Here is a 25,454-nt window from a genome sequence, read left to right on the forward strand (position 1 = left end):
CGGATGTCACAAACGCGCCCGCTGCGTCGTCAACCGAGCATGAACCCCAACGTGCATCGCGTATGCCTCATCTTGTTGACGATCGCCGGCGTCACCCTCGGAGTGTGGGCATACTTCGCTCCGCTGAACTGGTACAGCACATTCCCCGGCATGGGCATGCACTGGTTGCCGGTGCTCGGCCCGTACAACGAGCATTTCGTGAAAGACGTCGGCTCCTTGTTCTCCGGGCTCGCGGTGCTCAGCGCCCTGGCGCTGTACTACCTGCGCAACCGGCCCGTCGTCGTGATCACGGGGGTCAGCTGGTCGGTCTTCAATGTGCTGCACCTGATTTACCACGTCGGCATGCTGCACATGTACGGCCCGCGTGATGCGGTGCTGAACGTCGTCAGCCTCAGCCTGCTGCTGGTGTTGTCGCTGACCCTGCTCATCCCCACACGCAGCCGCGCCACCGAGGACCACACGTGACCTACGACTACGACGTGGTGGTGATCGGATCGGGATTCGGCGGCAGCGTGGCGGCGCTGCGCCTGACCGAGAAGGGTTATCGCGTCGGCGTGTTGGACATGGGCCGGCGCTGGACCCCCACCGATTTCCCGCCCAACAACTGGCACGTTCGCAAGGCAATGTGGGCACCGAAACTCGGCTGCTTCGGCCCGCAACGGCTGACCGTGTTGGGTAAGACGTTCATCGCCAGCGCCGTTGGCGTCGGTGGCGGGTCGTTGATCTACGGCAACACGCTCTACGAGCCGTTGGAACGGTTTTACAGCGACCCGCAGTGGGCGCACATCACCGACTGGAAGTCCGAGCTGGCGCCGTATTACGAACAGGCCCGCCGGATGCTGGGGGTGACGCCCACCCCGCACACCACTCCAGCAGATGAGGTGTTGCTGGCGGTGGCCCGCGATCTGGGGGTCGAGGACACCTACCACCCGACCAACGTCGGAGTCTTCTTCGGTGACGAGCCAGGCAAGACCGTCGCCGATCCGTTCTTCGGCGGGGCAGGCCCCGACCGCGCCGGCTGCATCGGCTGCGCGCAGTGTTTCACCGGTTGCCCGCACAACGCGAAGAACACCACCGAGACCAATTACCTGTATCTGGCCGAGCACGCCGGCGCTCAGATCCATCCGATGACGATGGTCACCGATGTGCGGCCCGACGGCGACGGCTATGTGGTCAGCACCGTGCGCACCGGCCGGTGGGTGCGCAAGCGCAAGCGGGACTTCACCGCGGGCCAGGTGGTGTTCGCCGCGGCCTCGCTGGGCACCCAGCGGTTGCTGCACCAGCTGCGCGACACCGGATCACTGCCGCATCTCTCGCCGCGCCTGGGTGAGCTGACCCGCACCAATTCCGAAGAGGTGCCGGTGGTGTTCGCGCCCGATCGTGACGACTTCGCCCAAGGAGTGGCGATCACTTCGTCGATCCACCCGGAGGCCAACACCCATGTCGAGGTGTGCCGTTACGGCAAGGGATCCAACCTGTTGTCGATGATGGGCACCCATCTGATCGACGGCGGGCCGTGGCGCTTCGCCCGGCTGATGCTGACCATCGCACGCCACCCGGCGATGATGCTGCACAGCATGTTCCCCCGCAACGCGTCCTCGCACTCGATCATCGTGCTGGTGATGCAGTCCCTGGACAACTCGCTGACCACCTACCGCAAGCGAGGCCTGTTCGGCACTCGCATGACGGCGAAACAGGGTGTGGGCGAGCCTAATCCGGACTGGATCCCGACCGCCCACGACGTGGCGCGCCGAATGGCGGACAAGGTCGGCGGGATGGCCGGCGGCACCTACCTGGACGCACTCAACATCCCGTTGACGGCGCACTTCATCGGCGGCTGCCCGATCGGTGAATCCGCGGAAACCGGGGTCATCGACCCCTATCAGCGCGCCTACGGGCATCCCGGCGTCCACGTGGTCGACGGTTCGGCGATCACCGCCAACCTGGGTGTCAACCCGTCGTTCACCATCACCGCGCAGGCCGAACGGGCGATGGCGTTGTGGCCCAACAACGGTGAGCTCGATTCCCGTCCGCCGCTGGGGCAGCCGTATCGGCGCATCGCGCCGATCGCGCCGCACCACCCGACCGTGCCCGACGGTTCCCCCGGCGCGCTGCGGTTGCCGCTGTCGCCGGCCTGAGGGCTCAGGCCTCGCCTAATGCCGGTCCTGCAGTGGTATCGCCGCGACCTGCGGGTAGGTGATCTGCCGGCCCTGGCGGCCGCGGTCGCCGACGACCCCGAGGTGCTGTGTTGTTTCGTGCTGGACCCACGGCTGGAGGCCTCATCGGGGCAACGCCGACTGCAGTTCCTCGGGGCAAGTCTGCGCCAGCTGCGTGATGACCTCGGCGGCCGGCTGCTGATCACCCGCGGGCTCCCGCAACAGAGGATCCCACAGCTCGCCGCCGAGATCTCGGCGACGGCCGTGCACGTCTCGGAGGATTTCGCACCGTTCGGGCGCCGTCGTGACCAGCAGGTCCAAGCCGCACTCGGCGAGATCCCTTTGGTGGCTACCGGATCGCCCTACCTGATCTCGCCGGGCCGGGTCGTGAAAGACGACGGCACCCCGTATCGGGTCTTCACGCCGTTCTATCGGCGGTGGCGCGAGCATGGCTGGCGCCGTCCGGCGCTGTCACGCTCCGAATCGGCGCACTGGATCGATCCCACGGAGCTGTCCGGCAAGGGTGCGCAACCGGTGGAAATCCCCGACTTCGGCGGGCAGGCCGATATCCCGGCCGGGGAAGCCGCCGCGCGTGAGCATTGGAAAGCGTTTGTGGCCAGCGGGTTAGACCGCTACGACCAAGACCGCGACCTGCTCGGCCGTGACGGGGCTAGTCGGATGTCGGCCTACCTGAAGTTCGGCAACATCCACCCGCGCACCATGGCCGCCGACCTCGACCCGCACCGCCCAGGCCCCGCAGCGTACCTGCGACAGTTGGCCTTCCGGGACTTCTACGCCGCGGTACTGCACCACTGGCCACGCAGTGCCTGGGAGAACTGGAACACCGAGTTCGACGCGATCCAGACTGATACCGACGCCGAGGCACAACGGCGCTTCGAGCGCTGGAAGGCCGGGACCACCGGCTTTCCCCTTGTCGACGCGGGCATGCGTGAACTGCTCGCCACCGGATTCATGCACAACCGAGTGCGAATGATCGTGGCCTCGTTCCTGGTCAAGGACCTGCACCTGCCCTGGCAGTGGGGTGCCCGCTGGTTTCTGGATCAATTGGTCGACGGCGATCTGGCCAACAATCAGCATGGCTGGCAATGGTGCGCGGGGACCGGTACCGATGCGTCGCCGTACTTCCGGGTGTTCAACCCGACGCTGCAGGGCCGAAAGTTCGATCCCGACGGGTTCTACATACGTCGCTGGGTTTCCGAGTTGGCCGATGTCACCGATGCCCACCTGGTGCGGTGCGGGCACCCGCCGGGTTACCCGGAGCCGATCGTCGACCATCGTCACGAGCGGGCCGAGGCGCTTCGGCGGTATCAGCAGATCAGTACGTAGCGCCGCCCGCACGCCCCAACAGATGCCGCAGCAGCGGTTCGAGTTCGGGGGCGCGGAACGGGTGTTCGGCCTCGCTCAGGCGCGCCGGCAGCACTCGCTGGCTCGCGCAGGCCAGCTCACGTGCGCCTTGGGCCCCGAGCAGCAGGCGTGGCCCCAGGCCCGGGACGGGAAGAATCGTGGGCCGGCGCAGCACGCGTCCCAGTGTCTTGGTGTAGTCGCTGTTTCGTACCGGATGCGGAGCGACGGCGTTCACCGGTCCGGAAAGTCCGGTGTCCCACAGGGCTCGGTGATAGATGTCGATCAAGTCGTCGATCCCGATCCAGGGCAGCCATTGTCGACCGCTGCCCAACCGGCCGCCCAGGCCCGCGGCGAACAGCGGCCGCATCAGCCGCAGCGTGCCGCCGCGCGGCGACTGCACAATGCCGGTGCGAACGCGCACGACGCGGGTCCCGGACTGCTCCGCCGGCGCCAGCGCGTCCTCCCAGTCGGCGACGACGTCGGCCAGATAGCCGTCCCCGCGTTGGCTGTCCTCGGTGAGGACATCGTCGCCGCGGTCATAGCCGTAATAGCCGACCGCCGAAGCGCAGATCAGGGCGTTCGGCCCGCTGGCCGTGTCGGCAACCAGCTCGGCGAGTCTGTGCGTCGGACCGATTCTGCTGTCGCGGATCACCCGGCGATGCTGCGCGGTGAAGCGTCCCGCGATCGACGCACCGGCCAGATGAATCACCGCATCGATGCCGGCCAGCAGATCGCGATCTGGGTCGTCGGGATTCCACTGCCGCTCGTCGGGGCTGCCGGCGGTGTGCCGCACCAGCCGGATCACCCGATGACCGCCGGTGCTCAAGAATGCCGTCAGCGCCGAACCCACCAGCCCGGATGCGCCGCTGACTGCCACCGTAAGAGGCTGTAGGCCATGGGCTTTGGCGCGCTGGTGCGCCGCGAGGTCATCGGCGAGCTGGCGATGCCGATAGACGAACATCGGCCGCAGCAGCGCCCCGGGAACCGGGGTGTCGACCCGGTCGGTCATCAGCGTCCGGCCGTCGCCGAGATCGTCGAACTCGTGGATGTGTCGCCACTTCATCACCCACCTCGCCGGCAGTGACGCCAGGCCGCCGCTGCCGAGTTCGTCGGCGAATTGCCGGGGCGGGTCATAGCCGCTCGCCTGGTGTTCGGCCACCCAGCGCAGCCCACCCGGAAGGGCGAGCTCGGCGATGCCGTCGCGCAGCGAGTCGGCTTCGCGTCGCAAGCGCATCGCCTGCCACGGCGGGCTCAGCCGGGTGAAGGCCCCCGGCCTGGCGTGCCAGGAGAAGACCTCGTCACGCGGTGCCTCGAGCTCGCTGGAGTAGACCAGGCTCATGTCACGACGCTACCCGGATCGAGCGGTCCGCCGCCGCTGCTAGCCGTACCGCTTGCGCAGCTGCGGTTTGACCACCTTGCCGCTGGCATTGCGGGGCAATGCGTCGATCAGCACCAGTTCCTTCGGGTGCTTGTAGCGGGCCAGGCGGTCGTTGAGGAAGGGCTCGAGGTCCTCCAGCGTCATCGGTGCTTCGCCGTCGACCACGGCAACGATGGCCACGGGGACTTCGCCCCACTTGTCGTGGGCACGCCCGATCACGGCGGCCTCCTGAATCAGTGGGTGCTCGAACAGTACGTTCTCCACCTCGGCGCAGTAGATGTTCTCGCCGCCGGAGATGATCATGTCCTTCTTGCGGTCGACGACGTAGACGAAGCCCTCGTCGTCGACGCGGACCAGATCCCCGGAGTGGAACCAGTCGCCGGCGAACGCTTCGGCGGTCGCCTCGGGCTTGTTCCAGTAGCCCTGCATCATGGTGGGCCCGCGGTAGACGATCTCGCCGATCTCACCGGGCGCCACGTCGTTCATGTTCTCGTCGACGACCCGTGCCGAGATAGTCGGGATCACCTTGCCCACCGACCCGAGTTTGCGGATCGCGTCCTTGCCCTGGAGCACGCAGGTGACCGGTGACATCTCGGTCTGTCCGAACACCGCGACGTTGAGCGCGTCCGGGAAGGTCTCCGCCATGGCCCGCAGCACCGTGTCCGACGCCGGCGCCGCTCCCCAGCTGATCACCTCGAGCGCCAGGTCCCGTTGCCGCACAGTCGGATCCGCGCAGATGACCTGCCACTGCGCCGGAACCAGGAACACCGATGTGGCGCGCTCGCGCTCCCAGGCGTCCAGGGTGTCGGTGGCGTTGAACGCGCCGAGCGGGTGGATCACCGTCTTGGTGCCGAGCATCAGGTTGGGCGCGATGCTGCCCAGGCCCGCGATGTGGAACATCGGCGCGGCGCAGAAGTACACGCTGTCCGGGCTGATCTGCAGCGCCTGGATGCAGGTCAGCGACTGGGCCAGCAGGTTCGAGTGCGACAGGATGGCGCCCTTGGGACTTCCGGTGGTTCCCGAGGTGTACATGATCAGTGCCGGGGTGTCTTCTGGGACGTCCGTGCCGGGGTGCGGGTCGCCCGGCTCGGCGATCAGCGATTCGTAGTCATCGCCGAGCACCACGGCCACATCAAGTCCCGGGGTGTTCTTGCGGACGGCCTCCATCAACGGCGCCAGCAGTTGATCGGTGATGACGCCCTTGGCTCCGCTGTCGGTGACGATGTAGCTGATCTCGGGGTCGGTGAGGCGGAAGTTAACCGGTACCGCGATGGCACCCAGGGCGTTGATCGCCAAGGTTGCCTCGATGTATTCGGTGTGGTTGAGCATCACGATCAGCACGCGATCGCCGAAGGAGATGCCGCGCCGGAACAATGCCCCGGCCAGGCGTTGCGAGCGATCGTGCAGTTGTTGCCAGGTGGTGTCGTTGCCGCGGCAGCGGAAGGCAACGGAGTCGGGACGCATTTCGGCGTGGGTCGCCACCTGATTCATCCAGTGGTTGCGGCGAGACCGCAGCGGCTGAGCGATCATTCGCCGAACACCGCCTTGCGCTTCTGCAGCATCGCGGCGGCGCCTTCGAAGAAGTCGGGGGAGCCCAGCAACTCCACCTGACCGGCCTTCTCGCGGGCCAGCGCGGCGTCGAGCGCTGCGAGGTTGGTGGCGTTGAGCGCACGCTTGGTCAATTCGATGGCGCGACGCGGTCCGTGGGCCAGCTTCTCGGCGGCCTCATTCACCCGGGCGTCCAACTCCGCCTCGCCGAGCACCGCGTTGATCAGCCCGGCATGGCGGGCGGCCGTCGCCGACAGGCGCTCCCCGAGCAGGGCCATCTCGTTGGCCACGGCCCGTCCGGCTGCCGCCGCGACCAGGGCGGTGGTGCCGCCGTCGGGCATCAGGCCGATGTTGGTGAACGAGAGCAGGAAGTAGGCGCTCTCGGCGGCGTAGATCAGATCCGCGGCCAGCGCAAGACCTACGCCGACGCCGGCGGCCGGACCGTTGATACGCGCGATCACCGGCACCGGGGTCTGCGCGACCGAGTTGACCAGCCGCGAGGCGCAGTCCATCACCTCCTCGGGGCTCACGCCGCCGGCCGTGGCCGACAGGTCGGCACCGGTGCAGAACGCCTTGCCTTCGCCGGTGATCACGATGGCCCGCACACCGGGGTCGTCGGCCGCGCCGGCGATGACGTCACCGAGGCCAGCCATGGTGGCGTAGTCGATCGCGTTGAGCCGGGCGGGGTTGGTAATCGTCACCCGCAATACCCGGCCGTCGCGGGTCGCGGTGAGTTTGGCGGAGCTGGCGTTCTCGGACACGGTCAGACCCGCCCTTCGATGAACCGGGATTGCAGCACGTCACTTCCTCCGTGGATGAAAACGTAAATTGTGGTTAACGTATGGGCGTCGGGTCCAACAGTCAACACGGGGGTGAAAATGGCCGCGTCCATGGCTGCGGGATCGGTCACTGCGGTGCAGCGCCGCCCCAAGGACCGCAAGGCACAGATCGTGCGCGCCGCGGCCCGTGCCTTCAGTGAACGCGGCTACCACGCGGTCGGGGTCGACGAGATCGCCGCCGAGGTCGGTATCTCCGGACCTGCGCTGTATCGGCACTTCGCCAACAAGTACGCGCTGCTGGTCGCGACCGCCCAGTACACGGCGGGGGTGCTGGTGACCGCCGCGCGATCCGCCGACGATCCGAGCCGGCCGGCGCCGGAGCGGTTGCGCGCGATCACCGCCGCGCTGATCGAGACCACGATCGGGACGCGACGTGAGGGCGCGTTCTACCGGTGGGAACGGCGCTACCTGCAGTTGCCGGATCGCAAGGACATCCGGGCCGGTTATGACGCGCTCAACGCCGCGATCGCCGAACCATTGGCGGCGCTGCGCCCAGAACTTCCCCAGGCCGACACCGCGATCCTGGCCGCCGCCGCCCTGAGCGTGATCGGCAGCATCTCCGCGCACCGAACCCGACTGCCGGTCGCCGCACTTGCGGAGCTGCTGGCGGAGCTGTGCTGGTCGGTGCTCACCGTCGAGCTGCCCCCGGCGCCGTCGGGTCCCGCGCCCCGACGGCCGGAGCGGGGGCTGCCCAGCACATCCAAGCGTGAACGGCTGCTCGCCGAGGCGATCCGCATGTTCGGCCAGCGCGGCTTCTACGAAGTCAGCATCGAGGAGATCGGCACCGCGGCCGGACTGAACGGCTCCAGCGCCTATCGCTACTACCCGAGCAAGGCGGCCTTGCTGGCCGTCGCCTTCCATCGGGCCAGCGCCCGAGTGCTGATGGCCATCACCGACTCCCTGGCCGAGTCGACCAGTGCGCGGCAGGCGGCCCTGCGCATCGCCGAGCGCTATACCGCGCTGGCGTTCGCCGCGCCCGAGCTGATCAACATCTATTTCGCCGAGTTCGCCAACCTGCCCGAACCCGACCGCGTTGAACTGCGCGGTCTGCAGCGGCAGAACGTCGACGAATGGGCTCACCTGGTGAGCCAGGTCGGCGCGGGCGACACCGAAGCGGTGTTCCGTGTCCACGCGGCGCTTGCTCTCGTCGTCGATATAGGACGCCTGGTTAACTTTGATGATCGAGACGAACAGCGGTCCCGGATCCATGCCTTGATGGCGGCCGTACTTTTCGGCACCGGCGGCCGGTGACTGCAGACCGCCACGCTGGCTACGATCGAGCGATGACTGCCGCACCGACAGGACAGCGCAATGCCGTCACCGCCGCGCGAGGGCTCGCCGGGCTGCTGCTGGGCGCCGGGGCAGGACATTTCGTCGTCCCGCAACCGTTCGACGCGATCGTCCCGCCGGAGTTGCCGGGCAGCGCCCGCACGTACACCTATCTGTCGGGAGTCGCCGAGCTGATCATCGGTGCCCTGCTGTTGTCGCCGCGCACCCGCCGCAGGGCCGGGCTGGCCGCGGCCGCTCTGTTCGTGGCGGTGTACCCGGCGAATATCCACTCGGTACGGTTGCTTTGGGCCAAACCCTGGCTGAGGGCGGGGGCGATCGCGCGCCTGCCGTTGCAGCTTCCGATGATCGTCGCGGCGTTGCGGGTGTGGCGCGCCGGTTAGTGGTGGCTTGATGAATGTGGTGGCCTAGATGGCCTACGTCAAGGCGTCCGAGCGCGAGGGACAGATCGTCGCGGCCGCGATGCGGGTACTGCGTGACGTCGGCGTGGCGGGCACGACATTGCGCGGGGTTGCCGCTGAAGCCGGGATTCCGTTGGGCACGTTGCACTATGTGTTTCCGTCCAAGGACCTGCTGCTGCGCGCGGTGATCGCCGCGGTCATGGACGACGTTGTGCACGCGGTGCGCGCCGATCTGCAGCTCGACCGGGGAGTGGCCCATGCGCTTCGGCAGGGTGTGACGAACTTCTGGAGCACGTTGGTGGAAAGCGACACCGGCCTGCAGATCATGCAATACGAGCTGGCCATGTACTCGGTGCGCAGCGAAGGCTCGGGTGGTCTGGCCCAGCTGCAATATGAGCGCTACACCGCGCTCGTCACCCAGTTCTGCGCCCAGGCCGCGCAGGCGGCGGGGGAGCGCTGCGCCGTCGATTTCGACAGCCTCGGGCGGCTCGCGCTCGCCCTGGTGGACGGCTTGATCGTGCAGTACGTGACGAGTCCGGACTCCGAGCGGGCACGGCGCGACCTCGACCGCGCCGTCGACATGGTTGTGCGATTCGCCGACCCGCAGCCCATCGGTGACCGCCCGCGCCACTCCGGCTGATTCCTGACGTGCGGCGACCGGTACGAATCCTTGACTCGGTCGGTTGTCCGACTTAAATTGTGAGGCGTGAAGTCGGACGACGCGGCGGTGGCCACCACGGTGGCCATAGTGGGTGCGGGGATGTCCGGATTGACGGCTGCCCGCGATCTGCATCGGGCCGGCGTCGACGTGCTCGTTCTCGAGGCCGCGGACCGGCTCGGCGGGCGGGCCATGACCGAGACGAGTTCGTTGGGGTCGCGAGTGGACCTCGGCGGTCAGTGGATCGGCCACGATCACCACCGAATCAAGGCGCTGGCTTCCGAATTGGGCGCCACGGAGTTTGCGATGCACACTCGGCCGTTGCCCATCGTGGTCGACGGGGAGCGCCGGCTACGCGCCGCTGGGCCGTCGATGTTGGTGACCCTTCTGGTTCTGGTCGGCGTCGAGGTCTGGTCCCGTATCGCCACGACGCAACGATGGAATGCCACGACGGTGCAGGCTTGGCTGCGTCGAGTGCCGGGGCGCGCTCGGCGGCTGCTCGAAGTGCTGGCGTACATCTCGTGGACCGCTGACCTTGATCGCTGCTCCATTCACGCGATGGCGCAGAGCATCCGCCAGCAGGGCGGGCTGCGAACCATGTTGGCGACGGCCCGGGGGGCTCAGGAGTCCCTGGTCGTCGAAGGGATCGGCTCGCTGATCGATGGCCTTGCCGTCGAACTCGGTTCGCGGGTGCTCCCGGGGCGCCGGGTCACCTCGCTCGTGCACAGCGGTGATGGCGTCACCGTCGGAACGACCGCGGGTGACATCCGTGCCGCGAAAGTCATTGTGACGGTTCCGCCGCCGCTCACCGGACGAATCACCTACGACCCGCCGCTCCCGCCCGACCGTGCCGCATTGGCGTCCGATACCTATATGGGTTCGGTGTACAAGGGCGTGGCGGTCTATCCGAGCCCGTTCTGGAGAGACCGCGCCGGCGGCGAGTTCCTGGTCCTGGATAAACCCGGGCGGGCGGTGTTCGACACCGGCGCGCCGGGCGGTCCCGGCCACCTGTGCGTGCTCGTCGGGGGACCGGAGGCGCGCGAGCTCGACCGCCTCGATGCCGTCGAGCGGCGCAACGCGGTGCTCGGTGCACTGGCCCGCTACCTCGGACCCGACGTTCTGGAACCGGAAAGCTGGCACGAAAAGTCCTGGCACCGAGACGAATACGTCGGTGGCGGCTACATCGCACTGGCCCTGCCCGGGACCACCGACGGTATCCCGCCTATCGAGTGCACTCCGACCGGCGACATTCACTGGGCGGGTACCGAGACGGCACGCGACCACGCCGGTTACCTCGAGGGTGCCATCGAATCGGGAACCCGGGTGGCGCGTGAGGTGATCGAGGCGTTGTCGGATTCCCTGTAACGCTCTGCGAGATCAGATCTGGCGTTGTCCGTAGCGGCGACGGAATTTCTCGACCTGCCCGGCGGAATCGACGATCCGGCTGTTGCCAGTCCAAAACGGATGCGACGCCGCGCTGATCTCCACGATCACCAGCGGATAGCTGCGAGGGCCAACCGGGGTGGGCCACTCGATGGTGCGGTCGCTGGTCACGGTGGAGCGGGTCAGGAACGCCTGGCCGGTGGTGGCGTCCTGGAAGACGACGGGGCGGTAGTCGGGGTGGATGCCGGGTTTCATCGCTGGTCTCCGTCTTGAGTGCGGTACAGGGAAATATCTGCAGTGGCCGTGGGGGTTTCGTCGCACGGTTCCTGGTGGTGATCGCCGAACGGGTCGGGGTAGCCGGCCCACTGGTTCGGGCTGCGTAACTCATCGTCGGTGAGCAGTGCGCCCGACAGGGCCTCGCGGATCTGCTCGGGTCGGGCGCCACAGACCAGAACCACCAGCGAGGTGTGCCGATCGCCGTAACGGTGGTCCCAGATCAGATCCGCGAACGCGTGGCGCTCCGGGGAGACGCGGGCGGCCTCCTCGGCCGTCATCGCGGCCAGCCACTTGCCCACCGCGCAGGTGTGCAACCCGCCACCCGCCGACTCCAGCCAGATCGCTCGCTCGCTCCGGTTGGCCAACCACAGCCGCCCGCGAGCCCGGATCACTCCGTCGAGTAGGGCATCAAGGGCCGCGTGCAGGCGTTGCGGATGAAACGGTCGGCGGGCGTGGAATTCGATCAGCTCAACCGGGCCCTCGGCCCGTAGCGGCGGTTGACCGGCCAGCAGCGGGGCGTGTGGATCATCGCCGCGACCGCGGCGCGCGCCGTCATCGAGATGGGTCAGCGCCTGTTCAAGGCGATCGGTTCCGGCGGTGATGCGCGCCAGCGGAGCCAACCGGCGCAGTATCGCCAGAGCCGTCGGGTCCGGGGCGTAAACCACCAGGGCATCGGCGGACTCAGCCTGGCCGACCACCACCTGCGCGATGGTACGGCCGTCGTCGAGTTCGTCGTCGCCGAGCGCTTGCGGCAGCCACGCGGTGGCATCGAGACAGGTGACGACCGCGGCGACCGCCACATCGCGGCCGGCCGGTCCGTCGATGTATCCCGGTCCCACGCGGACCCGCACGTTGCGGATCGCCCAGCAGATGGGCTGCGGCTCCAACCAATTGGGCAGCTGAACGACGATGCGTTCAACGCCGGCCCGCCGGTGCAGTCGGCGCAACAGGACCAGTAGGTCGTTGCGCAGGGTGCAGGACACGCAGCCGTGCGCCAGCTCCAGGGCCAACGTCGTGGCAACCGCTGTCGTGCTGGTGGTTTCCCGCACCACCACGTGACCGTCCAGGCCGTAGGCGACGGTCACCGTGCCCGCCTTGGCCTGCAAGGCTTTGGTCGCTGCGTCGGTGCCGTACTGCCCGGCCACCAGGATCACCGGAGTCCGCATCATCCTCCTATTGAAAATCATTGTCATTAAGACCGTCCCTACGGTAGCCTCCAGCGCGTCGCTTGTCGACAATCATTGTCAATAAGGGTTGAAGGAGAGCTCCGTTGTCTGCACGCTGCCAAGTCACCGGCCGGGTGCCCGGATTCGGGAATGCGGTGTCGCACTCGCATCGCCGCACCCGTCGTCGCTGGTCGCCGAACATCCAGGTCAGGACCTACTACCTGCCCTCGCAAGACCGCCGGATCCGGCTACGGGTCAGCGCGAAGGGCATCAAGGTCATCGACCGGGACGGCATCGAGGCCGTGGTGGCCCGGTTGCGGCGCGAAGGGCAGCGGATCTGATGGCGCGCACCGACATTCGTCCCATCGTCAAACTGCGCTCCACCGCGGGCACCGGCTACACCTACGTCACCCGCAAGAACCGGCGCAACGACCCCGACCGCCTGGTGCTGCGCAAGTACGACCCCGTGGTCCGTCGCCATGTCGACTTTCGGGAGGAGCGCTGAGCCATGGCCAAGAAATCCAAGATCGTGAAGAACGAGCAGCGCCGAGTGCTGGTGGCCCGCTACGCCGAGCGGCGCGCTGAGCTCAAGGAGATCATTCGTTCGACGTCGAGCAGCCCGCAGCAGCGACTGGCCGCCCAGCGCGCGCTGGCGCGCCACCCGCGCGATGCCAGCCCGGTCCGGCTGCGCAACCGAGACAGCGCCGACGGGCGCCCCCGCGGCTACCTGCGCAAGTTCGGACTCTCGCGCGTGCGCGTGCGCAAGCTCGCGCACGAGGGCCACCTGCCTGGCGTCCGGAAAGCGAGCTGGTAGATGGCGATCAAACCCAAAGATTCGCGGCGTCTTTCACGGAGCGCGCCCAGATCGGCCAAGCCGAACCTGCTCGCCAAACTGGGCCTGATGGCCGTCGACTACAAAGACACCGCCACGCTGCGCATCTTCCTCTCTCCGCGCGGCAAGATCCGCTCACGTGCCGTCACCGGCCTCACCGTTCGTCAACAACGCCAGGTCGCCAGCGCCATCAAGAACGCCCGGGAAATGGCGTTGCTGCCGTATCCGGGGCCCACGGTCGAGGGCTAAGGACGCTGGGCCGGATCACGCCGGCAGCTGTTTGGTGGGTCGGTCGTGGACCACGATCGGCCACCAGAACCAGCGACCGGCCAGGGTCGCGACGGCCGGGATGACCAGGGACCTGATGAGCAGCGTGTCCAGCAACAGCCCCAGGCCGACAGCAGTGCCGGTCTGGGCGATGTTGTGCGCATAGCCGGCCAGCATGGCGAACATGGTGAACCCGAACACCAACCCGGCGGTGGTGACCACCCCGCCGGTGTTGACCATGGCGCGGATGATGCCGGTCTTGATGCCGGCCCTGATCTCCTCTTTGAACCGGGCGACCAGCAGCATGTTGTAGTCGGCGCCCACCGCGACCAGAAACACGAAGGAGACCGGGGCCACCGACCAGTGCAGCGGGTTGCCGATGAGGTCCTGCCAGACGAACGCGGTCAAACCCAGCGCCGCCAGATAGGACAGGGCTACCGTTCCGATCACCGCGATCGCGGCGACCAGACTGCGGAGCAGGATCAGGATCACGCAGAACACGAACGCGAACGCGGCTACCGCACTGGTGATGAAGTCTTCCCGCGCGAAGGCCTCGATATTGAGCAGGGTGCCGCCGGGGCCACCGAGGCTTACCGTGCTGCCGGCCAGCGATGTGCCTTTGATCGCTTGCAGTGCGGTCGGGATGACGTTGGCGCTGACATCCATCGCTTCGCGGCTGAACCCCTCCATCTCGGGGGTGACGACCATGCGAGTCATCATGCCGTCGGGGGAGAAGAAGTAGGGCATCGCATTCTTGAACAGCGGATTGTCGAAGGCCTGACTGGGCAGGAAGAACGAACCGTTGGGGTCGCCTCCGGAAAAGCTCTGGCTGAGTTCCTCGGTGAACGTGGTGATTTCGGCGATCTGGGGAACCAATGTCTGCAGGGTGGCGCGCACCGGTTCGGTCGCGGCATTGACCTGGGCTGCGAAGCCTTTCAGGCTGTCGAGCTGTGCGGACAGCTCGGGCAGGGTGCGGGCGACGGAGTGGGTTCCGCCGGCCAGTCGGTCCACCAGTCCGTCGAAACGATGAAGGTCTTCGAAGAGAGAGAAGCTGGTGAGTGCCGCCCGGCACGGTTCGTTGTCCCGGCAGTTGGGGATGGAATCGATGAACATGCGGGCGGGCGCGGTGGCGTCGCGCAGCGAATCCATCTTCGTCACGACGCCGCTCAGGGCGGCCTGGAGTTCGGTTGTGCTGCCGTTGATCTCATCGCTGCCGGCGCGCCCGCTGTGCAGGGCCTGCTCAATCCCGGCGATGGTGAGTTGGAGTCGTCCCACCTCGCCGTTGAGGATCAGCAGGTCGTCAGCGCGTTGGCTGAGCACATCGGTCATCTGCGTCAGTCGTTGACCGAGGTAGCCGGCCTGGGAGGTCAGCGTGCCCTGCTGCAACGGCGCGCCCAGCGGGCGGGTGATGCCTTGAACGTTGGAGATTCCGGGAATCGCCAGCACCGCGTTGGCCAGCTTGGCCAGGGCGATCATGTCCGACGGATTGCGCATGTCGTGATCGGCTTCGACCAGGAAGACGCTGGGAGACATGATGTTGGGCGGAAGGTGGCGGTCGGCCGCGGCGATGCCCAGGTTGGCCGGTGAGTTGCCGGGCTGGGCGATGCGTTCGTTGTAGCTGGGATGAAACGTCGGCAGCACCAGCAGGGCCAGGCTCAGCACCGCCAGCGAGCCCACCAGGACCGGGCCTGGCCAGCGCACCACGTAGGTGGCGATCCGCCGCCAGCGACGCAGCGACTTTCGATCGCGGCCTTTGTGCGGCTCGAAGAACCCCAACCGGCTGCCGAGCGCGAGGATGGCCGGCCCCAGCGTCAGCGCCGCGGCGAGGGTGATGACGACCGCGATGGTGCACGGCAACCCGGAGGTGCTGAAGATCGCCAGTCGGGTGAATGTCATGCATGCTGTTGCCCCGGCGATGGTCAGGCCCGAGGCGATGATGATGTGTTGCACACCGCGTAGCGCCGCGTAGTACGCGGAGGTCGGGTCGGCCCCGGCCCGGCGTGCCTCTTGGTAGCGACCCAAGAGAAAGATGCCGTAGTCGATTCCGGCTCCCAGGACCATGACTGCCATCAGTGCTGAGGCGAAGATGGAGACACCGATGACGTGGTGGCTGCCCAGCAGCGCGACCACCGGCCGGCCGACGCCGAGTCCGGCTCCGGCGACCAGCATCGGCATCGCCACCGTGATCGGTGAGCGGTAGACCCAGAACAGAATCGCGCCGACGAGCGCGCCGCAGGCGATCAGCAGCAGCAGGTCGAGTCGTTGATCGAGACCAGTTCGTCGTTGACGACCGCTGAGGGCCCGGTCAAGTGTGCGGTGATCCCCGGAGGGGGCGCGGTGGTGGCGATGATGTCGCGAACGGCCTGGGTTGAGGACATCGCCAGCGCGGTGCCCATGTTGCCGCTCAGATTGAGCAAGACGTAGGCGGCATGGCCGTCGGCGCTCTCGTTCGCCGAGGCGAACTGGGGATCGGACCAGAGGTCCATTGCCGAGTTGACGTGCGCGGTGTCGGCGGTGATCCGATCCAGCAAGGTCGAGTAGTAGCGGTGGGCATCGGGGCCAAGGGGTTCGTCGCCTTCGAGCAGTAGGTAGACGAAGTTGTTGGTGCCGGCGCCACCGAAGTGCTCGCCCAGCTTCACGATGGCCTGCACCGAGGCGGCGTCGTCGGGCAGAAACGATTTCGCGTGCTCGGTGATGACCGTTTCTAATTGCGGGACGGCGAGATTGAGCGCGCCGGCGGCGCCCACCCACAGCACGATGATGGGCACTGCGAACCGATAGAGCAGCCGGGCGATCAGGGGCCGGCGGTCCGGCGCCCTCATGCGACAGGCTCCTTGCATGCCACCGCCGACGACATGGACGATTGCTCATCGCGTACCTGCCCGTCGATGACGACGCGACAGGACAACGGTTCGTTCTCGGATTGCGCCATCACCCCGGTGGGCACGGTGATGCGCTGGGTGCGCAGGGTGGTCTGCCAGGGCAGGGTCGCCGATACCTGGCGCACCGAGCCGTCGACGTCGAGATAGGACGCGAATACCGGGGTGCCTGCCGGACCGTCCACGCGGTATTCGACGACCTTCTCGTTGAGTCGTCCGACCGCCGGAGGGCGCGGCGAGTGGCCGACCGCTGGGTCGGGGATGTCGCTGAGCCTCAGATGGGCGATGAACATCCCAGTGGCGCCTAGCGTTGCTGCCACGACCAGATACACCCAGGCGGAGCGCATCTCACACGGCACCGTCGGTGAAGGTGATGCGCACGGAGACCGGCGTGCTCGCCAGCGCGCGAAACGTGGCCACCGCTAGGCCTGCGAAGGCGGGGCGGGACGCGAAGGTGCGTGCGCGGGTCGTCACGTCGTCGTCGGGTTGGAACCGTGCGAGTCCGCTGCGCCATTGCTTGCCCTGGCGTATGCGGACTTGTGGATTGGCGGTGATGTTGGCTCCCCACCCCGAGCGTGACCCGTGCTGGGAGATCACCCAGGCGCCACTGTCGTCGAAGCAGGCGGCGACCGGAACGTGCCGTGTCTTTCCTGTCTTGCGGCCGATGGTCTGTAGTTCGGTGGCCAGGGTGGTGCTGATGCCCACGCGGGCCAGTGCCGATACCAGGGGGTTGGCGATGTAGCGCCCCACTCGTCGTTCGGCGCGGAACTTGCGTAGGGCTTGCTCGGCGCTTCGTGTCATGGCTGACTCCCCATCCCCCCTGCGCCGATGAACCAGCTCGGCGACCGCGGTATACCAATTGGTCTACTCGTGTGCTGCGAGGCTAGTAGACTGATCGGTATACCGCAAACAGTCGGAGTCGGGAAAGGTGATGGTGATGGCGGCGCGTGACCGGCTCATCAACAGTGCAATCGCGCTACTGCAGCGCAAAGGTGTTGCAGGTACCGGGATTTCCGAACTGCTGGCGCATAGCGGGATCGCGCGACGCTCGGTATATCTCAATTTTCCCGGTGGCAAAGCCGAACTTGTCGCCAATGCGGCCAGAACCGCTGGTCGGACTACCTCTGACATGATCCGGCGGTTGCTGGTCGAGGCGGATGCGGTGACGGCCGTCGAGGCGTTCATTGCGGTGTGGAAGGAAGCCTTGATCGGCAGCGAGTTTCGTGCGGGCTGTCCTATTGTGGCCGCAGCGTTGGGACGCTCCGAAGCGCCCGATGCGGCCGATGTCGCCGGCGCGGTGTTCGCCGACTGGGAGCGCCTACTGGCCGATCGGCTGGAAGAGGCCGATGTCGCGCCCGCGACCGCGCAGCAGCTGGCCACCACCACCATCGCTGCGGTTGAAGGTGCGGTGATCATGTCGCTGGCCGCCAAATCGGCGGCGCCGTTGCTGCGGACCGGGCAGCTGCTCAAGGAGCTTGTCGCGCAGCACACCCGGCCCTAGCGGTCGGTGGCCCTCAGCCGATGTGGAACACGACCTCCAGGGCCAGGAATCCGAAGACGAGCAGTCCGAGGATTCCGGCGAGCACCGGAAGAGCAAGCATTGGATCTTTCATGGATCGAGACGTTATACAGCCGCCTGTTGTAGAAAACGGAAAAGTGTTGCCGATCACGTCATCTCGGGACTTTGGTCTGTGACCGCGGTCACCGGTGTGGACAGCGGGCTCAGGTGTAGGCGACGCGAACCCGGTGAATGTGGCCCTCGAACGGAAACGGTGCGCGCTCCCGGTAGTCCAGGGATACCGGCGAGCCCAGGCAGGTGCCGATGTCGAGGCAGTCGTTGGCGGTGAACAACAACGGTGCGCTGACGGGCACCTGGCCCTCGGCAACGATGTCGCCGTTGACGTCCACGGTGATGTCGAGCGGTCCGGCCGGGCGCGGCTCCGCATACTGCGTGGTCACGGTGATGGTGGCGCGTCCGGGTGGCACCTTAGTCGCTGAACGAATCTTGCTGCGCGACAAGATGAACAGGTTGTACTCGTAGCAGAGATGACCGTCGTCGAAGTAGCACGTCAGGCCGCCGGCGCCGGCCCCGAGGGCATACAACACTCCGTTCGCGTCGGCCGGGACGTCGGCATCGATGGTGACCACGTTGTTCTTGTTGCCAAGCGCGGGCGCGCAGAATTCGGGCATCCGCACGGTATCGCCGGTGAAGTCCCACTCGGTGTAGGGCGGGGCGATGCGCAGCTCGGGGTGATAGACGGGCACCCACAGGCCACCGCCGATGGGCAGAACGGCATTGCGGGCCGCCTCGACCATGAACACCTCGCGCAGCTGGGCGAGTTTGTCGGGCAGCTGTGCGGCCAGATCGCGGGCCTGTGTCCAGTCCTCGTCGAGGTTGTAGAGCTCCCACACGTCGGCGTCGGGGGTCCAGGTGGCGATCCCGGGCGGCTGGCCGGGCACCCACGGCAGCCGGAGACCGCGGGCCGATGCCATCCATCCGTCGTGGTAGATCGCGCGACTGCCCATGATCTCGAAGTACTGGGTCTTCTTGCCGCCGGGGGCATTCCGGTCGGCCAGCGTGCGCGCGAAGCTGGCCCCGGCCAACGGCAGCTGTGGTTGTCCGTGCACCGTCTGGGGTGCCTCGATCCCGACGACTTCGTAGATGGTCGGTACCACGTCGTTGCAGTGCAGGAAAACGTCCCGCGGCGCCGGGTCCGCGGCGATCTTGGCCGGCCAGCGCACCACCATCGGGTTGCGGGTGCCGCCCAGGTGCGACGCCAGCAGTTTCATGCCCTTGTACGGGGTGGATCCGGCCCAGGCCCACCCCGCGTGGTACTGGTTATCGACCAGGGGAGATCCCAACACGTCCAGGCCGCCGAGTGCGTCGAGGGCATCGATGTGCTGACGCACGGTGGTGGGGATCCCGTTCTGGGCCAACAGTTCCGAGATGGTGCCGTTCTGGCCCTCGCCGGAGGAGCCGTTGTCGCCCCAGATGTAGAAGAACAGCGTGTTGTCGGCGTAGCCGAGGGTTTCCAGCTCGTCGGCGATCCGGCCGACCTGGACGTCGACGTGCTCGGCGTAACCGGCGGCAACCTCCATCAGTCGGCGTTGGAACGGCTTCTCGTCCTCGGGGATGTCGTCCCAGGCGGTCAGGGTCTCGTCGCGTTCGGTGAGCGAACAGTCCTGGGGAATCCACCCTTTGGTCTTGGCCCGTTCGAACACCCGCTGGCGATAGGCGTCCCAGCCGTCGTCGAACTTACCGGCGTACTTGTCGGCCCATTCCTTCATGATGTGGTGCGGGCCGTGCAGGCAGCCGCTGGCCCAATACATGAAGAACGGCTTGTCGGCGTTGAAGGCCTTGTGCCGCCGTAGCCAGGAGATGGCGTCGTCGGCCAGGTCCTCGGACAGGTGATAGCCCTCTTCGGGTGTCCTCGGCGGGGCCACCACGGTGGTGTTGCGCACCAGGTTGGGCTCGTACTGGGATGCTTCGCCGGCCAAGAATCCGTAGAAGTATTCGAAACCCAGACCGGTGGGCCAGTTTTCGAACGGTCCGGCGGCGGTGGTCTGCTCTGCGGGGGTGTTGTGCCACTTCCCGAACGCCGACGTGGCGTAACCGTACTGCTTGAGCACCTCGGCTGCCGTGGCGCTCGATGACGGAATCTTGCCGGCGTAGCCGTCCCAGTCATTGGCCAACTCGGCGATCTGTCCGTTGCCGATCTCGTGGTGATTGCGGCCGGTGAGCAACGACGCCCGAGTGGGTGAGCACATGGCTGTGGTGTGAAACCGGTTGTAGGACACGCCTTGCCCGCAGATCCGGTCGAGGGTCGCGGTGGTCACCTCGCCGCCGAACGTCGACGGTAGGCCGGGGCCGGCGTCGTCGATGAGGACGATGACGACATTGGGTGCATCGTCGTGCAGTCGCCGGGGGACCGGCCGCGGACTGTAGGTCGATTCCTGCAGGGTCCGGCCCGCGACACTGCCGGACCCGACCGGCGGGAACGGCAGCACCGCGCCGTTGGGCAACACCGGAGCCACTATCTGATCGCCCAACGCCGGTCTCCTTACCTCGGGTGCATCGTCTGCTGCGTCGGACACATCGTCGTATGCCGCCGGCCGTTCAGCTACTCGAGCCGCCTTGTGGCGGGTCGGGCGCCAGGCTGCCGTCCGGGGCGATGTGGGCGAAGATCTGCTGGAGCAGCGTCAAGATGTGCGGGTCATCGACGGTGTAGATGTGGTGGCGCCCGTCACGGCGGGCATTGATCAGCCCGGCCAGTCGCAGCTTGGTCAAGTGCTGGCTCATGGTGGCGACATTGACGCCCGCTCGCCGCGCCAGGGTTGTCACGTCGTAGGCATCCTGGGCGGCCAGCCACATCACGTGCAGGCGCGCCGGACTGCTGAGCAGCGCGAACGTGCTCGCGGCGGAGGCCAGTTGGGGTTGGGTGGGTTCATCGGGCCGGTTGCCTGAACTGATTTCTTCGGGCAGCCGTTCTTCATCTTTAGCCATGGCGGCATTCATTTTGTCTCAACTCCCATGACGGGATTCGCCGAACGACACATTCATATAGTTGCGCAATCGCCAAAGTATCGCCAGAATTGGGCAGTTCACGCGGCGTGTTGGCCGCCCGGCGGGTGCAACCCAAGCCCGCTGTCAGACCACAGGATTGGTTGCTGCCGAATTGATTCCGACATCGTTGCTGCTGCGCCCGGCCACCCTGGGAATCCGTGCGGCCTCAGCCGTCGTCGGCGCGGCCGCTCGCAGTGCATCGGCCACCACCGAGGCGGTGGGGGCCATTACCTCGGCCGGACTGCAGGTCGCCGCGCTACCGATTCGTGAAGCCACGCGGGTGCTGTCCGGCGAATCCACCACGGCGACGCTGACGCGCAGGTGCTGGCGCGGGGAGAACCGCGCCTGGATCGAGGTCCGTGGCTTGAGCGAATCCGCCGACCTCGGGCAGCGGGTGCTCGACGCGCTCGTCGCCGAGCCCGGTGTGGTGTCGGCGCGGCTGAACCGCCCGTTGTCGCGGGTCGTGGTGGAGCTCGCCGTCGACGACGAGCAGGTATCACTGAATGACCTGTGCCGCCTGATCGCCGGGGTCGAACGCGGCTACCGCCGCGCCGAGGGCACGCCAGCTCCGAGCGGCGCAGCACCGGCCACCGTCTTGCCCGGCGACGGGTTGTTGCTGATGGCCCGGGGTGTGATGGTCGGCGTCAACGCCGCCGGGCTGGCCATCGCGGTCGCCGGGCGCGCGCTGCGGCTGCCGCAGGCGCCGATCACCGTCGACGCCGTCGCGGCGCTGGCGAACTACCAGCCGTGGCTGCGCCAGCAACTGGCCGAGCGAATCGGCCGGGGTCCGGCGGACACAGTGCTGTCGCTGATCTCCACCGGAGCTCGCATCGCCACCTTGTCGCCGGCCACGCTGGCAGTGGACTTGGCGTTGCAAGGCGTCAAGGCCGCCGAATCTGCGGCCGCGGCGCAGGCCTGGATCCGCCACGAGCCGCACCTGGCCCGGCACGCCGACCAGGCGCAGGTACACGTGTCGTCGCGGCCGGTGCCCCTGCCGGAGGGGGCGATCGACCGGCACGGCAGGCGGGCGGGCTACGTCCAGCTGTTCGGGGCCGGCCTGGTGGGAGTGCTGACCCGCAATGTCACCACCGCCGCCACCGCGGCCGTGGTCGCCGGCCCGAAAGCCATGCGCACTACGACGGAATCCTTCGCGGCCACCCTGAGCCGGTCGTTGGTCGAGCAGCACTCGGCGCTGCCGTTGCGCCCGGAGGGTGTGCGCCGACTCGATCGTGTCGACGCCGTTCTCATCGATCCGCGGTTGCTCTGCACCGCGAATGCACGCCACCCACTGGCCGCGGCGCTGCTGGCCGAGGCGCGGGCGTCCGGGGCGGAACTGGTCACCCTCGACGTCGAGGCCCTGGGGGAACTGCGTCCCGCGTTCGACGAACTGGCGCCGGTCGAGATCGCCGCCGACGACGAACAACTCGACGACGCATTGGCCGCCGCGTTGACGGCACGGCAGCAAGACGGCCGCACCGTTGCGGTGCTGACGTCGACCGGCGCGCAGGCACTCGCCAGCGCCGACGTGGGCCTGGGGATCCTGCCCGACGACGCGGAGACGGCGCCGCCGTGGGAAGCGGATCTGCTGCTGGCCGATCTGGCCGGTGCCTGGCGGGTGCTGCATGCCATACCGGCGGCGCGCGCGGCCGCCCAGCGCGGCATCTCCCTGTCCACCGGCGCCTCGACCATCGGTGCACTGCTGATGGTTCCTGGTGTCACGGGTGGGCGCGGCCCCGGGCCGGTCACCGCCGGGGCGGCCTCCGGACTGCTCTCCGGATATCTGCTGGCTCGCCAGGTGGCTCGGACGCCGGCGCCGCGACCCGCACCGGCTTACGAGTGGCATGCGATGTCGCTCGAGGAGGTCCGCGCGATCCTGCCGGTTCCCGACGCCGCCTGCGCCGCCGCCGAACTCGACGCCGCGCCGCCGCACATGGCGTGGCAGTTCATTAAGGCGGTGCGCGCCGAACTGTCCGATCCGCTGATGCCGGTGCTGGCGCTCAGCTCTGTGGCCACCGCCATGCTGGGGTCGCCGGTGGATGCCTTGATGGTCAGCACGGTGCTGATCGGCAACTGCATGCTCGCGGCAGCCCAGCAGCTGCAGGCCGAGAACCGGCTGAACCGGCTGCTGGCCCAACAGACTCCGCCGGCACGCACCGTCGAGCCGGGCACCGACCGCTATGCCGAGATCGTCGCGGACCGCCTGATCCCCGGCACTGTGATCGAGGTCCGCAGTAACGAGGTGGTGCCCGCCGACGCGCGGCTGATCGAGGCCACCGACCTCGAAGTCGACGAATCCTCGCTCACCGGTGAATCACTGTCGGTGGACAAGCAGACCGCATCGACGCCGGGTGCCGAACTCGCCGAACGGCGCTGCATGCTCTACGCCGGCACGACGGTTGTCGCCGGCACGGCACGGGCCGTGGTCACCGCCGTCGGCGCCGACACTCAGGCCCGTCGTGCCGCCGAACTGGCCGCCGGGGATCTGCCGGTGGTCGGCCTGCAGCACCAGCTCAGTCAGCTGATGAGCCGTGCCTTCCCGGCCAGCGCCGGCGGCGGCCTGATGGTGGGTCTGCTGGGGATGCTGCGCGGCGGTGGGCTGCGCCTGGCCCTGGGCAACGCGATCGCGGTCGCGGTCGCCGCGGTGCCCGAGGGCATGCCGCTGATGGCGACCCTGGCCCAACATGCCTCGGCTCAACGCCTGACCGATTCCGGTGCGCTGGTGCGTATTCCCCGCTCGGTGGAGGCCCTGGGCCGAGTCGAGGTGGTCTGCTTCGACAAGACCGGAACGCTGAGCGAGAACCGGCTGCGGGTCACCCGGGTGTACCCGGTCTCCGGCCACGCGCACGACGACGTGCTGCGGTGCGCGGCCAACGCCGCGCCGGCCCCCGAGGGCGACCCCCACGCGCATGCCACCGACCAGGCCGTCACCGAGGCGGCCGCCGGAATATCCGATGGCGGGGCACCGCTGTGGACCACCCCGGACGCGCACCTGCCGTTCCGCTCCGGCCGGGCGTTCTCGGCATCGGTGTTGGACAGGGACCTGATGATCAAGGGGGCTCCGGAAGTCGTGCTGGCCGCCTGCACCGGCCTCGGCCCGGACAGCGACGCGCCGGTCGCTGAACTGGCGGCCGGTGGGCTGCGAGTGATCGCGGTGGCGCAACGTCGGCTCACTGCCGCTCAGGTGAAGGCCCTCGCCGACGACCCGGACACCCTCGCCGGGTTGTGCCAGGACGGGCTGACCCTCACCGGGTATCTCGGTATCTCCGACACTCCGCGTGCCGAAGCACCACAGCTGCTCGCCGACCTGGCGGAGCGCGGCGTCGGGATCCGGCTGATCACCGGTGATCACCCCGTCACCGCCACGGCGATCGCCGCGGAGCTGGGGGTGCCGGTCACCGCCGAGCAAGTCATCACCGGGGCCCAGTGGAACGCGCTGTCGCGCAAGGATCAGGAACAAGCGGTGGGAGAGCGGGTGATCTTCGCCCGGATGTCCCCCGAGAACAAGGTGCAGGTCGTGCAGACCCTCGAACGCAGCGGACGGGTGTGCGCCATGGTCGGAGACGGCGCCAACGACGCGGCGGCGATCCGGGCCGCCAGCGTGGGTCTGGGTGTGGTCGCGCGCGGCAGCGATTCGGCGCACCTCACCGCCGACATCGTGTTGACCGACGGGCGCATCGGCGCCCTGACCGATGCCATCGACGAGGGCCAGCGACTGTGGCGCGGCGTGCAGCTGGCGGTGACCGGTCTGCTCGGCGGCAACGTCGGCGAGGTGATCTTCGGCGTCATCGGCACCGCGCTGTCCGGGACCTCGCCGCTGAACAACCGCCAGCTGCTGCTGATGAACATGCTGACCGACGCGCTGCCGGCCACCGCGGTCGCGGTGAGCACCCCCGCCGGCTCCTCGCATCGGGTGGTGCAGGGCATCGACGAACGCAGCCTGATGCGCGCCGTCGCGGTCCGCGGGGCGATCACCGGGGCCGCGGCCAGCGCCGCGTGGGGGATGGCCCGCCTTTCTGTTGTACCGGGCGCCCGCCAGCGCGCCGCCACCGTCGCGTTGATCACGCTGGTCACCACCGAGCTGGCCCAGACCCTGGTCGACTCCCACGCGCCGTTGGTGTTGCTCACCGCCGCCGGTTCGTTCGCGGCGTTCGCGGCGATGATCAGCCTGCCCGGAATCAGTCAGCTGCTGGGTTGCGTCCCGGTGGGACCGCTGGGCTGGTCGCAGGCCCTGGGCGCCACCGGCGCCGCGGTTCTGGCGATCGCCGCGGCGCCGCACGTGCTGCCGGCCGGGCGGCGCGAGTCATCGGAGGCCGGCGCCGACACCGCGTCCGGGCCGCTGGCCACGGTGAAAGCGATGGGCGGGGCCCCCGACGGCCGGCCGCGCCGAACGCTAGCCCGCACAGGCTTCAACCATCACCCGGCACAGCTGGAGAACTCTTCGACGGCCTGAATGCC

22 protein-coding genes and 1 pseudogene are annotated in these 25,454 nt (G+C 68.0%); 13 read left to right on the forward strand and 10 right to left on the reverse strand.

Going from position 1 to position 25,454, the window contains the following annotated elements; all coding sequences use genetic code 11:
- Positions 1-3: 3 nt before the first annotated feature.
- The 3 genes from ACKY0W_RS04320 to ACKY0W_RS04330 are packed head-to-tail and all read left to right on the forward strand — an operon-like array spanning position 4 to position 3,503.
- A complete protein-coding gene (locus tag ACKY0W_RS04320) occupies positions 4-465 on the forward strand; it encodes a hypothetical protein (RefSeq protein ID WP_409436536.1) in 462 nt (153 codons plus the stop codon).
- A complete protein-coding gene (locus ACKY0W_RS04325; protein ID WP_409436537.1) occupies positions 462-2,138 on the forward strand; it encodes a GMC oxidoreductase in 1,677 nt (558 codons plus the stop codon). The genes ACKY0W_RS04320 and ACKY0W_RS04325 overlap by 4 nt, the downstream gene beginning before the upstream one ends.
- Positions 2,139-2,156: 18 nt before the next feature.
- On the forward strand, positions 2,157-3,503 hold the full coding sequence (locus ACKY0W_RS04330) for a cryptochrome/photolyase family protein (RefSeq protein ID WP_409436538.1): 1,347 nt from the start codon (positions 2,157-2,159) through the stop codon (positions 3,501-3,503).
- Here ACKY0W_RS04330 and ACKY0W_RS04335 read toward each other — a convergent pair.
- The 3 genes from ACKY0W_RS04335 to ACKY0W_RS04345 are packed head-to-tail and all read right to left on the reverse strand — an operon-like array spanning position 3,493 to position 7,208.
- Positions 3,493-4,860, reverse strand: a complete 1,368-nt coding sequence (locus ACKY0W_RS04335; RefSeq protein ID WP_409436539.1) for a TIGR01777 family oxidoreductase — start codon at positions 4,858-4,860, stop codon at positions 3,493-3,495. The genes ACKY0W_RS04330 and ACKY0W_RS04335 overlap by 11 nt on opposite strands.
- 39 nt (positions 4,861-4,899) lie before the next feature.
- Complete coding sequence (gene fadD5 / locus ACKY0W_RS04340) at positions 4,900-6,429, reverse strand: fatty-acid--CoA ligase FadD5 (protein WP_409436540.1); 1,530 nt, start codon at positions 6,427-6,429, stop codon at positions 4,900-4,902.
- A complete protein-coding gene (locus tag ACKY0W_RS04345; protein WP_409436541.1) occupies positions 6,426-7,208 on the reverse strand; it encodes an enoyl-CoA hydratase in 783 nt (260 codons plus the stop codon). The genes fadD5 and ACKY0W_RS04345 overlap by 4 nt, the downstream gene beginning before the upstream one ends.
- Positions 7,209-7,325: 117 nt before the next feature.
- Here ACKY0W_RS04345 and ACKY0W_RS04350 point away from each other — a divergent pair, with 117 nt between their 5' ends.
- From ACKY0W_RS04350 to ACKY0W_RS04365, 4 genes are all read left to right on the forward strand, one after another.
- Complete coding sequence (locus ACKY0W_RS04350) at positions 7,326-8,537, forward strand: TetR/AcrR family transcriptional regulator (protein ID WP_409436542.1); 1,212 nt, start codon at positions 7,326-7,328, stop codon at positions 8,535-8,537.
- Positions 8,538-8,569: 32 nt separating this feature from the next.
- Positions 8,570-8,956 (forward strand): DoxX-like family protein, encoded by a 387-nt coding sequence (locus ACKY0W_RS04355; protein ID WP_409436543.1) that lies wholly within the window; start codon positions 8,570-8,572, stop codon positions 8,954-8,956.
- Between the two features lie 28 nt (positions 8,957-8,984).
- On the forward strand, positions 8,985-9,614 hold the full coding sequence (locus ACKY0W_RS04360; protein WP_409436544.1) for a TetR/AcrR family transcriptional regulator: 630 nt from the start codon (positions 8,985-8,987) through the stop codon (positions 9,612-9,614).
- 66 nt (positions 9,615-9,680) lie between these two features.
- Positions 9,681-10,997 carry a flavin monoamine oxidase family protein gene (locus tag ACKY0W_RS04365; protein WP_409436545.1) on the forward strand — a complete coding sequence of 439 codons (1,317 nt, stop codon included), beginning with the start codon at positions 9,681-9,683 and terminating at the stop codon, positions 10,995-10,997.
- A gap of 12 nt (positions 10,998-11,009) precedes the next feature.
- On the opposite strand, the gene ACKY0W_RS04370 is transcribed toward ACKY0W_RS04365, so the two are convergent.
- Together ACKY0W_RS04370 and mrf are read right to left on the reverse strand one after the other, a co-directional pair.
- Positions 11,010-11,270: a type B 50S ribosomal protein L31 gene (locus ACKY0W_RS04370; protein ID WP_409436546.1), complete on the reverse strand. Its 261-nt coding sequence runs from the start codon at positions 11,268-11,270 to the stop codon at positions 11,010-11,012.
- Positions 11,267-12,457, reverse strand: a complete 1,191-nt coding sequence (gene mrf, locus ACKY0W_RS04375; protein WP_409436547.1) for a ribosome hibernation factor-recruiting GTPase MRF — start codon at positions 12,455-12,457, stop codon at positions 11,267-11,269. The genes ACKY0W_RS04370 and mrf overlap by 4 nt, the downstream gene beginning before the upstream one ends.
- A 104-nt stretch (positions 12,458-12,561) precedes the next feature.
- On the opposite strand from mrf, the gene rpmB reads away from it, so the two are divergent.
- Genes rpmB through rpsR form a run of 4 tightly spaced genes read left to right on the forward strand, consistent with a single transcriptional unit; the run spans position 12,562 to position 13,538 of the window.
- Positions 12,562-12,798: a 50S ribosomal protein L28 gene (rpmB, locus tag ACKY0W_RS04380; RefSeq protein ID WP_046285807.1), complete on the forward strand. Its 237-nt coding sequence runs from the start codon at positions 12,562-12,564 to the stop codon at positions 12,796-12,798.
- Positions 12,798-12,962 (forward strand): 50S ribosomal protein L33, encoded by a 165-nt coding sequence (gene rpmG, locus ACKY0W_RS04385; RefSeq protein ID WP_024441797.1) that lies wholly within the window; start codon positions 12,798-12,800, stop codon positions 12,960-12,962. The genes rpmB and rpmG overlap by 1 nt, the downstream gene beginning before the upstream one ends.
- Before the next feature lie 3 nt (positions 12,963-12,965).
- Positions 12,966-13,271 carry a 30S ribosomal protein S14 gene (gene rpsN / locus ACKY0W_RS04390; RefSeq protein ID WP_409436548.1) on the forward strand — a complete coding sequence of 102 codons (306 nt, stop codon included), beginning with the start codon at positions 12,966-12,968 and terminating at the stop codon, positions 13,269-13,271.
- On the forward strand, positions 13,272-13,538 hold the full coding sequence (gene rpsR / locus ACKY0W_RS04395; protein WP_409436549.1) for a 30S ribosomal protein S18: 267 nt from the start codon (positions 13,272-13,274) through the stop codon (positions 13,536-13,538).
- Between the two features lie 15 nt (positions 13,539-13,553).
- Here the strand turns inward: rpsR and ACKY0W_RS04400 are convergent.
- From ACKY0W_RS04400 to ACKY0W_RS04410, 3 genes and pseudogenes are all read right to left on the reverse strand, one after another.
- A pseudogene (locus tag ACKY0W_RS04400) lies at positions 13,554-16,396 on the reverse strand (RND family transporter).
- Entirely contained in the window at positions 16,375-16,782 is a 408-nt protein-coding gene (locus tag ACKY0W_RS04405; protein WP_409436550.1) for an MmpS family transport accessory protein, read from the reverse strand. The pseudogene ACKY0W_RS04400 and the gene ACKY0W_RS04405 overlap by 22 nt, the downstream one beginning before the upstream one ends.
- 1 nt (position 16,783) lies before the next feature.
- Positions 16,784-17,236 (reverse strand): nitroreductase family deazaflavin-dependent oxidoreductase, encoded by a 453-nt coding sequence (locus ACKY0W_RS04410; protein ID WP_409436551.1) that lies wholly within the window; start codon positions 17,234-17,236, stop codon positions 16,784-16,786.
- A 136-nt stretch (positions 17,237-17,372) separates the two neighbouring features.
- Here ACKY0W_RS04410 and ACKY0W_RS04415 point away from each other — a divergent pair, with 136 nt between their 5' ends.
- A complete protein-coding gene (locus ACKY0W_RS04415) occupies positions 17,373-17,936 on the forward strand; it encodes a TetR/AcrR family transcriptional regulator (RefSeq protein WP_409436552.1) in 564 nt (187 codons plus the stop codon).
- A 221-nt stretch (positions 17,937-18,157) separates the two neighbouring features.
- On the opposite strand, the gene ACKY0W_RS04420 is transcribed toward ACKY0W_RS04415, so the two are convergent.
- Both ACKY0W_RS04420 and ACKY0W_RS04425 read right to left on the reverse strand, forming a co-directional pair.
- Positions 18,158-20,485, reverse strand: coding sequence for an arylsulfatase (locus ACKY0W_RS04420; protein ID WP_409436553.1), 2,328 nt, complete (start codon positions 20,483-20,485; stop codon positions 18,158-18,160).
- 67 nt (positions 20,486-20,552) lie between these two features.
- Entirely contained in the window at positions 20,553-20,939 is a 387-nt protein-coding gene (locus ACKY0W_RS04425; RefSeq protein WP_409436554.1) for an ArsR/SmtB family transcription factor, read from the reverse strand.
- A 157-nt stretch (positions 20,940-21,096) separates the two neighbouring features.
- Between ACKY0W_RS04425 and ACKY0W_RS04430 the strand changes: the two genes are divergently transcribed.
- Complete coding sequence (locus ACKY0W_RS04430; RefSeq protein ID WP_409436555.1) at positions 21,097-25,449, forward strand: HAD-IC family P-type ATPase; 4,353 nt, start codon at positions 21,097-21,099, stop codon at positions 25,447-25,449.
- Positions 25,450-25,454: the final 5 nt, after the last annotated feature.

It is taken from the genome of Mycobacterium sp. SMC-14, from assembly GCF_046250075.1.
Taxonomy (GTDB): Bacteria; Actinomycetota; Actinomycetes; order Mycobacteriales; family Mycobacteriaceae; genus Mycobacterium.

What these genes read in the sequence shown, in the direction of transcription:
- rpsR (WP_409436549.1), top strand. Translation starts at nt 13,272, where the DNA reads ATGGCGATCAAACCCAAAGATTCGCGGCGTCTTTCACGGAGCGCGCCC.
- ACKY0W_RS04370 (WP_409436546.1), bottom strand. Translation starts at nt 11,270, where the DNA reads ATGAAACCCGGCATCCACCCCGACTACCGCCCCGTCGTCTTCCAGGAC.
- ACKY0W_RS04355 (WP_409436543.1), top strand. Translation starts at nt 8,570, where the DNA reads ATGACTGCCGCACCGACAGGACAGCGCAATGCCGTCACCGCCGCGCGA.
- mrf (WP_409436547.1), bottom strand. Translation starts at nt 12,457, where the DNA reads ATGCGGACTCCGGTGATCCTGGTGGCCGGGCAGTACGGCACCGACGCA.
- ACKY0W_RS04350 (WP_409436542.1), top strand. Translation starts at nt 7,326, where the DNA reads ATGGCCGCGTCCATGGCTGCGGGATCGGTCACTGCGGTGCAGCGCCGC.
- ACKY0W_RS04425 (WP_409436554.1), bottom strand. Translation starts at nt 20,939, where the DNA reads ATGGCTAAAGATGAAGAACGGCTGCCCGAAGAAATCAGTTCAGGCAAC.
- ACKY0W_RS04320 (WP_409436536.1), top strand. Translation starts at nt 4, where the DNA reads ATGTCACAAACGCGCCCGCTGCGTCGTCAACCGAGCATGAACCCCAAC.
- rpmG (WP_024441797.1), top strand. Translation starts at nt 12,798, where the DNA reads ATGGCGCGCACCGACATTCGTCCCATCGTCAAACTGCGCTCCACCGCG.
- ACKY0W_RS04405 (WP_409436550.1), bottom strand. Translation starts at nt 16,782, where the DNA reads ATGCGCTCCGCCTGGGTGTATCTGGTCGTGGCAGCAACGCTAGGCGCC.
- rpsN (WP_409436548.1), top strand. Translation starts at nt 12,966, where the DNA reads ATGGCCAAGAAATCCAAGATCGTGAAGAACGAGCAGCGCCGAGTGCTG.
- ACKY0W_RS04360 (WP_409436544.1), top strand. Translation starts at nt 8,985, where the DNA reads ATGGCCTACGTCAAGGCGTCCGAGCGCGAGGGACAGATCGTCGCGGCC.
- fadD5 (WP_409436540.1), bottom strand. Translation starts at nt 6,429, where the DNA reads ATGATCGCTCAGCCGCTGCGGTCTCGCCGCAACCACTGGATGAATCAG.
- ACKY0W_RS04415 (WP_409436552.1), top strand. Translation starts at nt 17,373, where the DNA reads ATGGCGGCGCGTGACCGGCTCATCAACAGTGCAATCGCGCTACTGCAG.
- ACKY0W_RS04410 (WP_409436551.1), bottom strand. Translation starts at nt 17,236, where the DNA reads ATGACACGAAGCGCCGAGCAAGCCCTACGCAAGTTCCGCGCCGAACGA.
- ACKY0W_RS04330 (WP_409436538.1), top strand. Translation starts at nt 2,157, where the DNA reads ATGCCGGTCCTGCAGTGGTATCGCCGCGACCTGCGGGTAGGTGATCTG.
- ACKY0W_RS04335 (WP_409436539.1), bottom strand. Translation starts at nt 4,860, where the DNA reads ATGAGCCTGGTCTACTCCAGCGAGCTCGAGGCACCGCGTGACGAGGTC.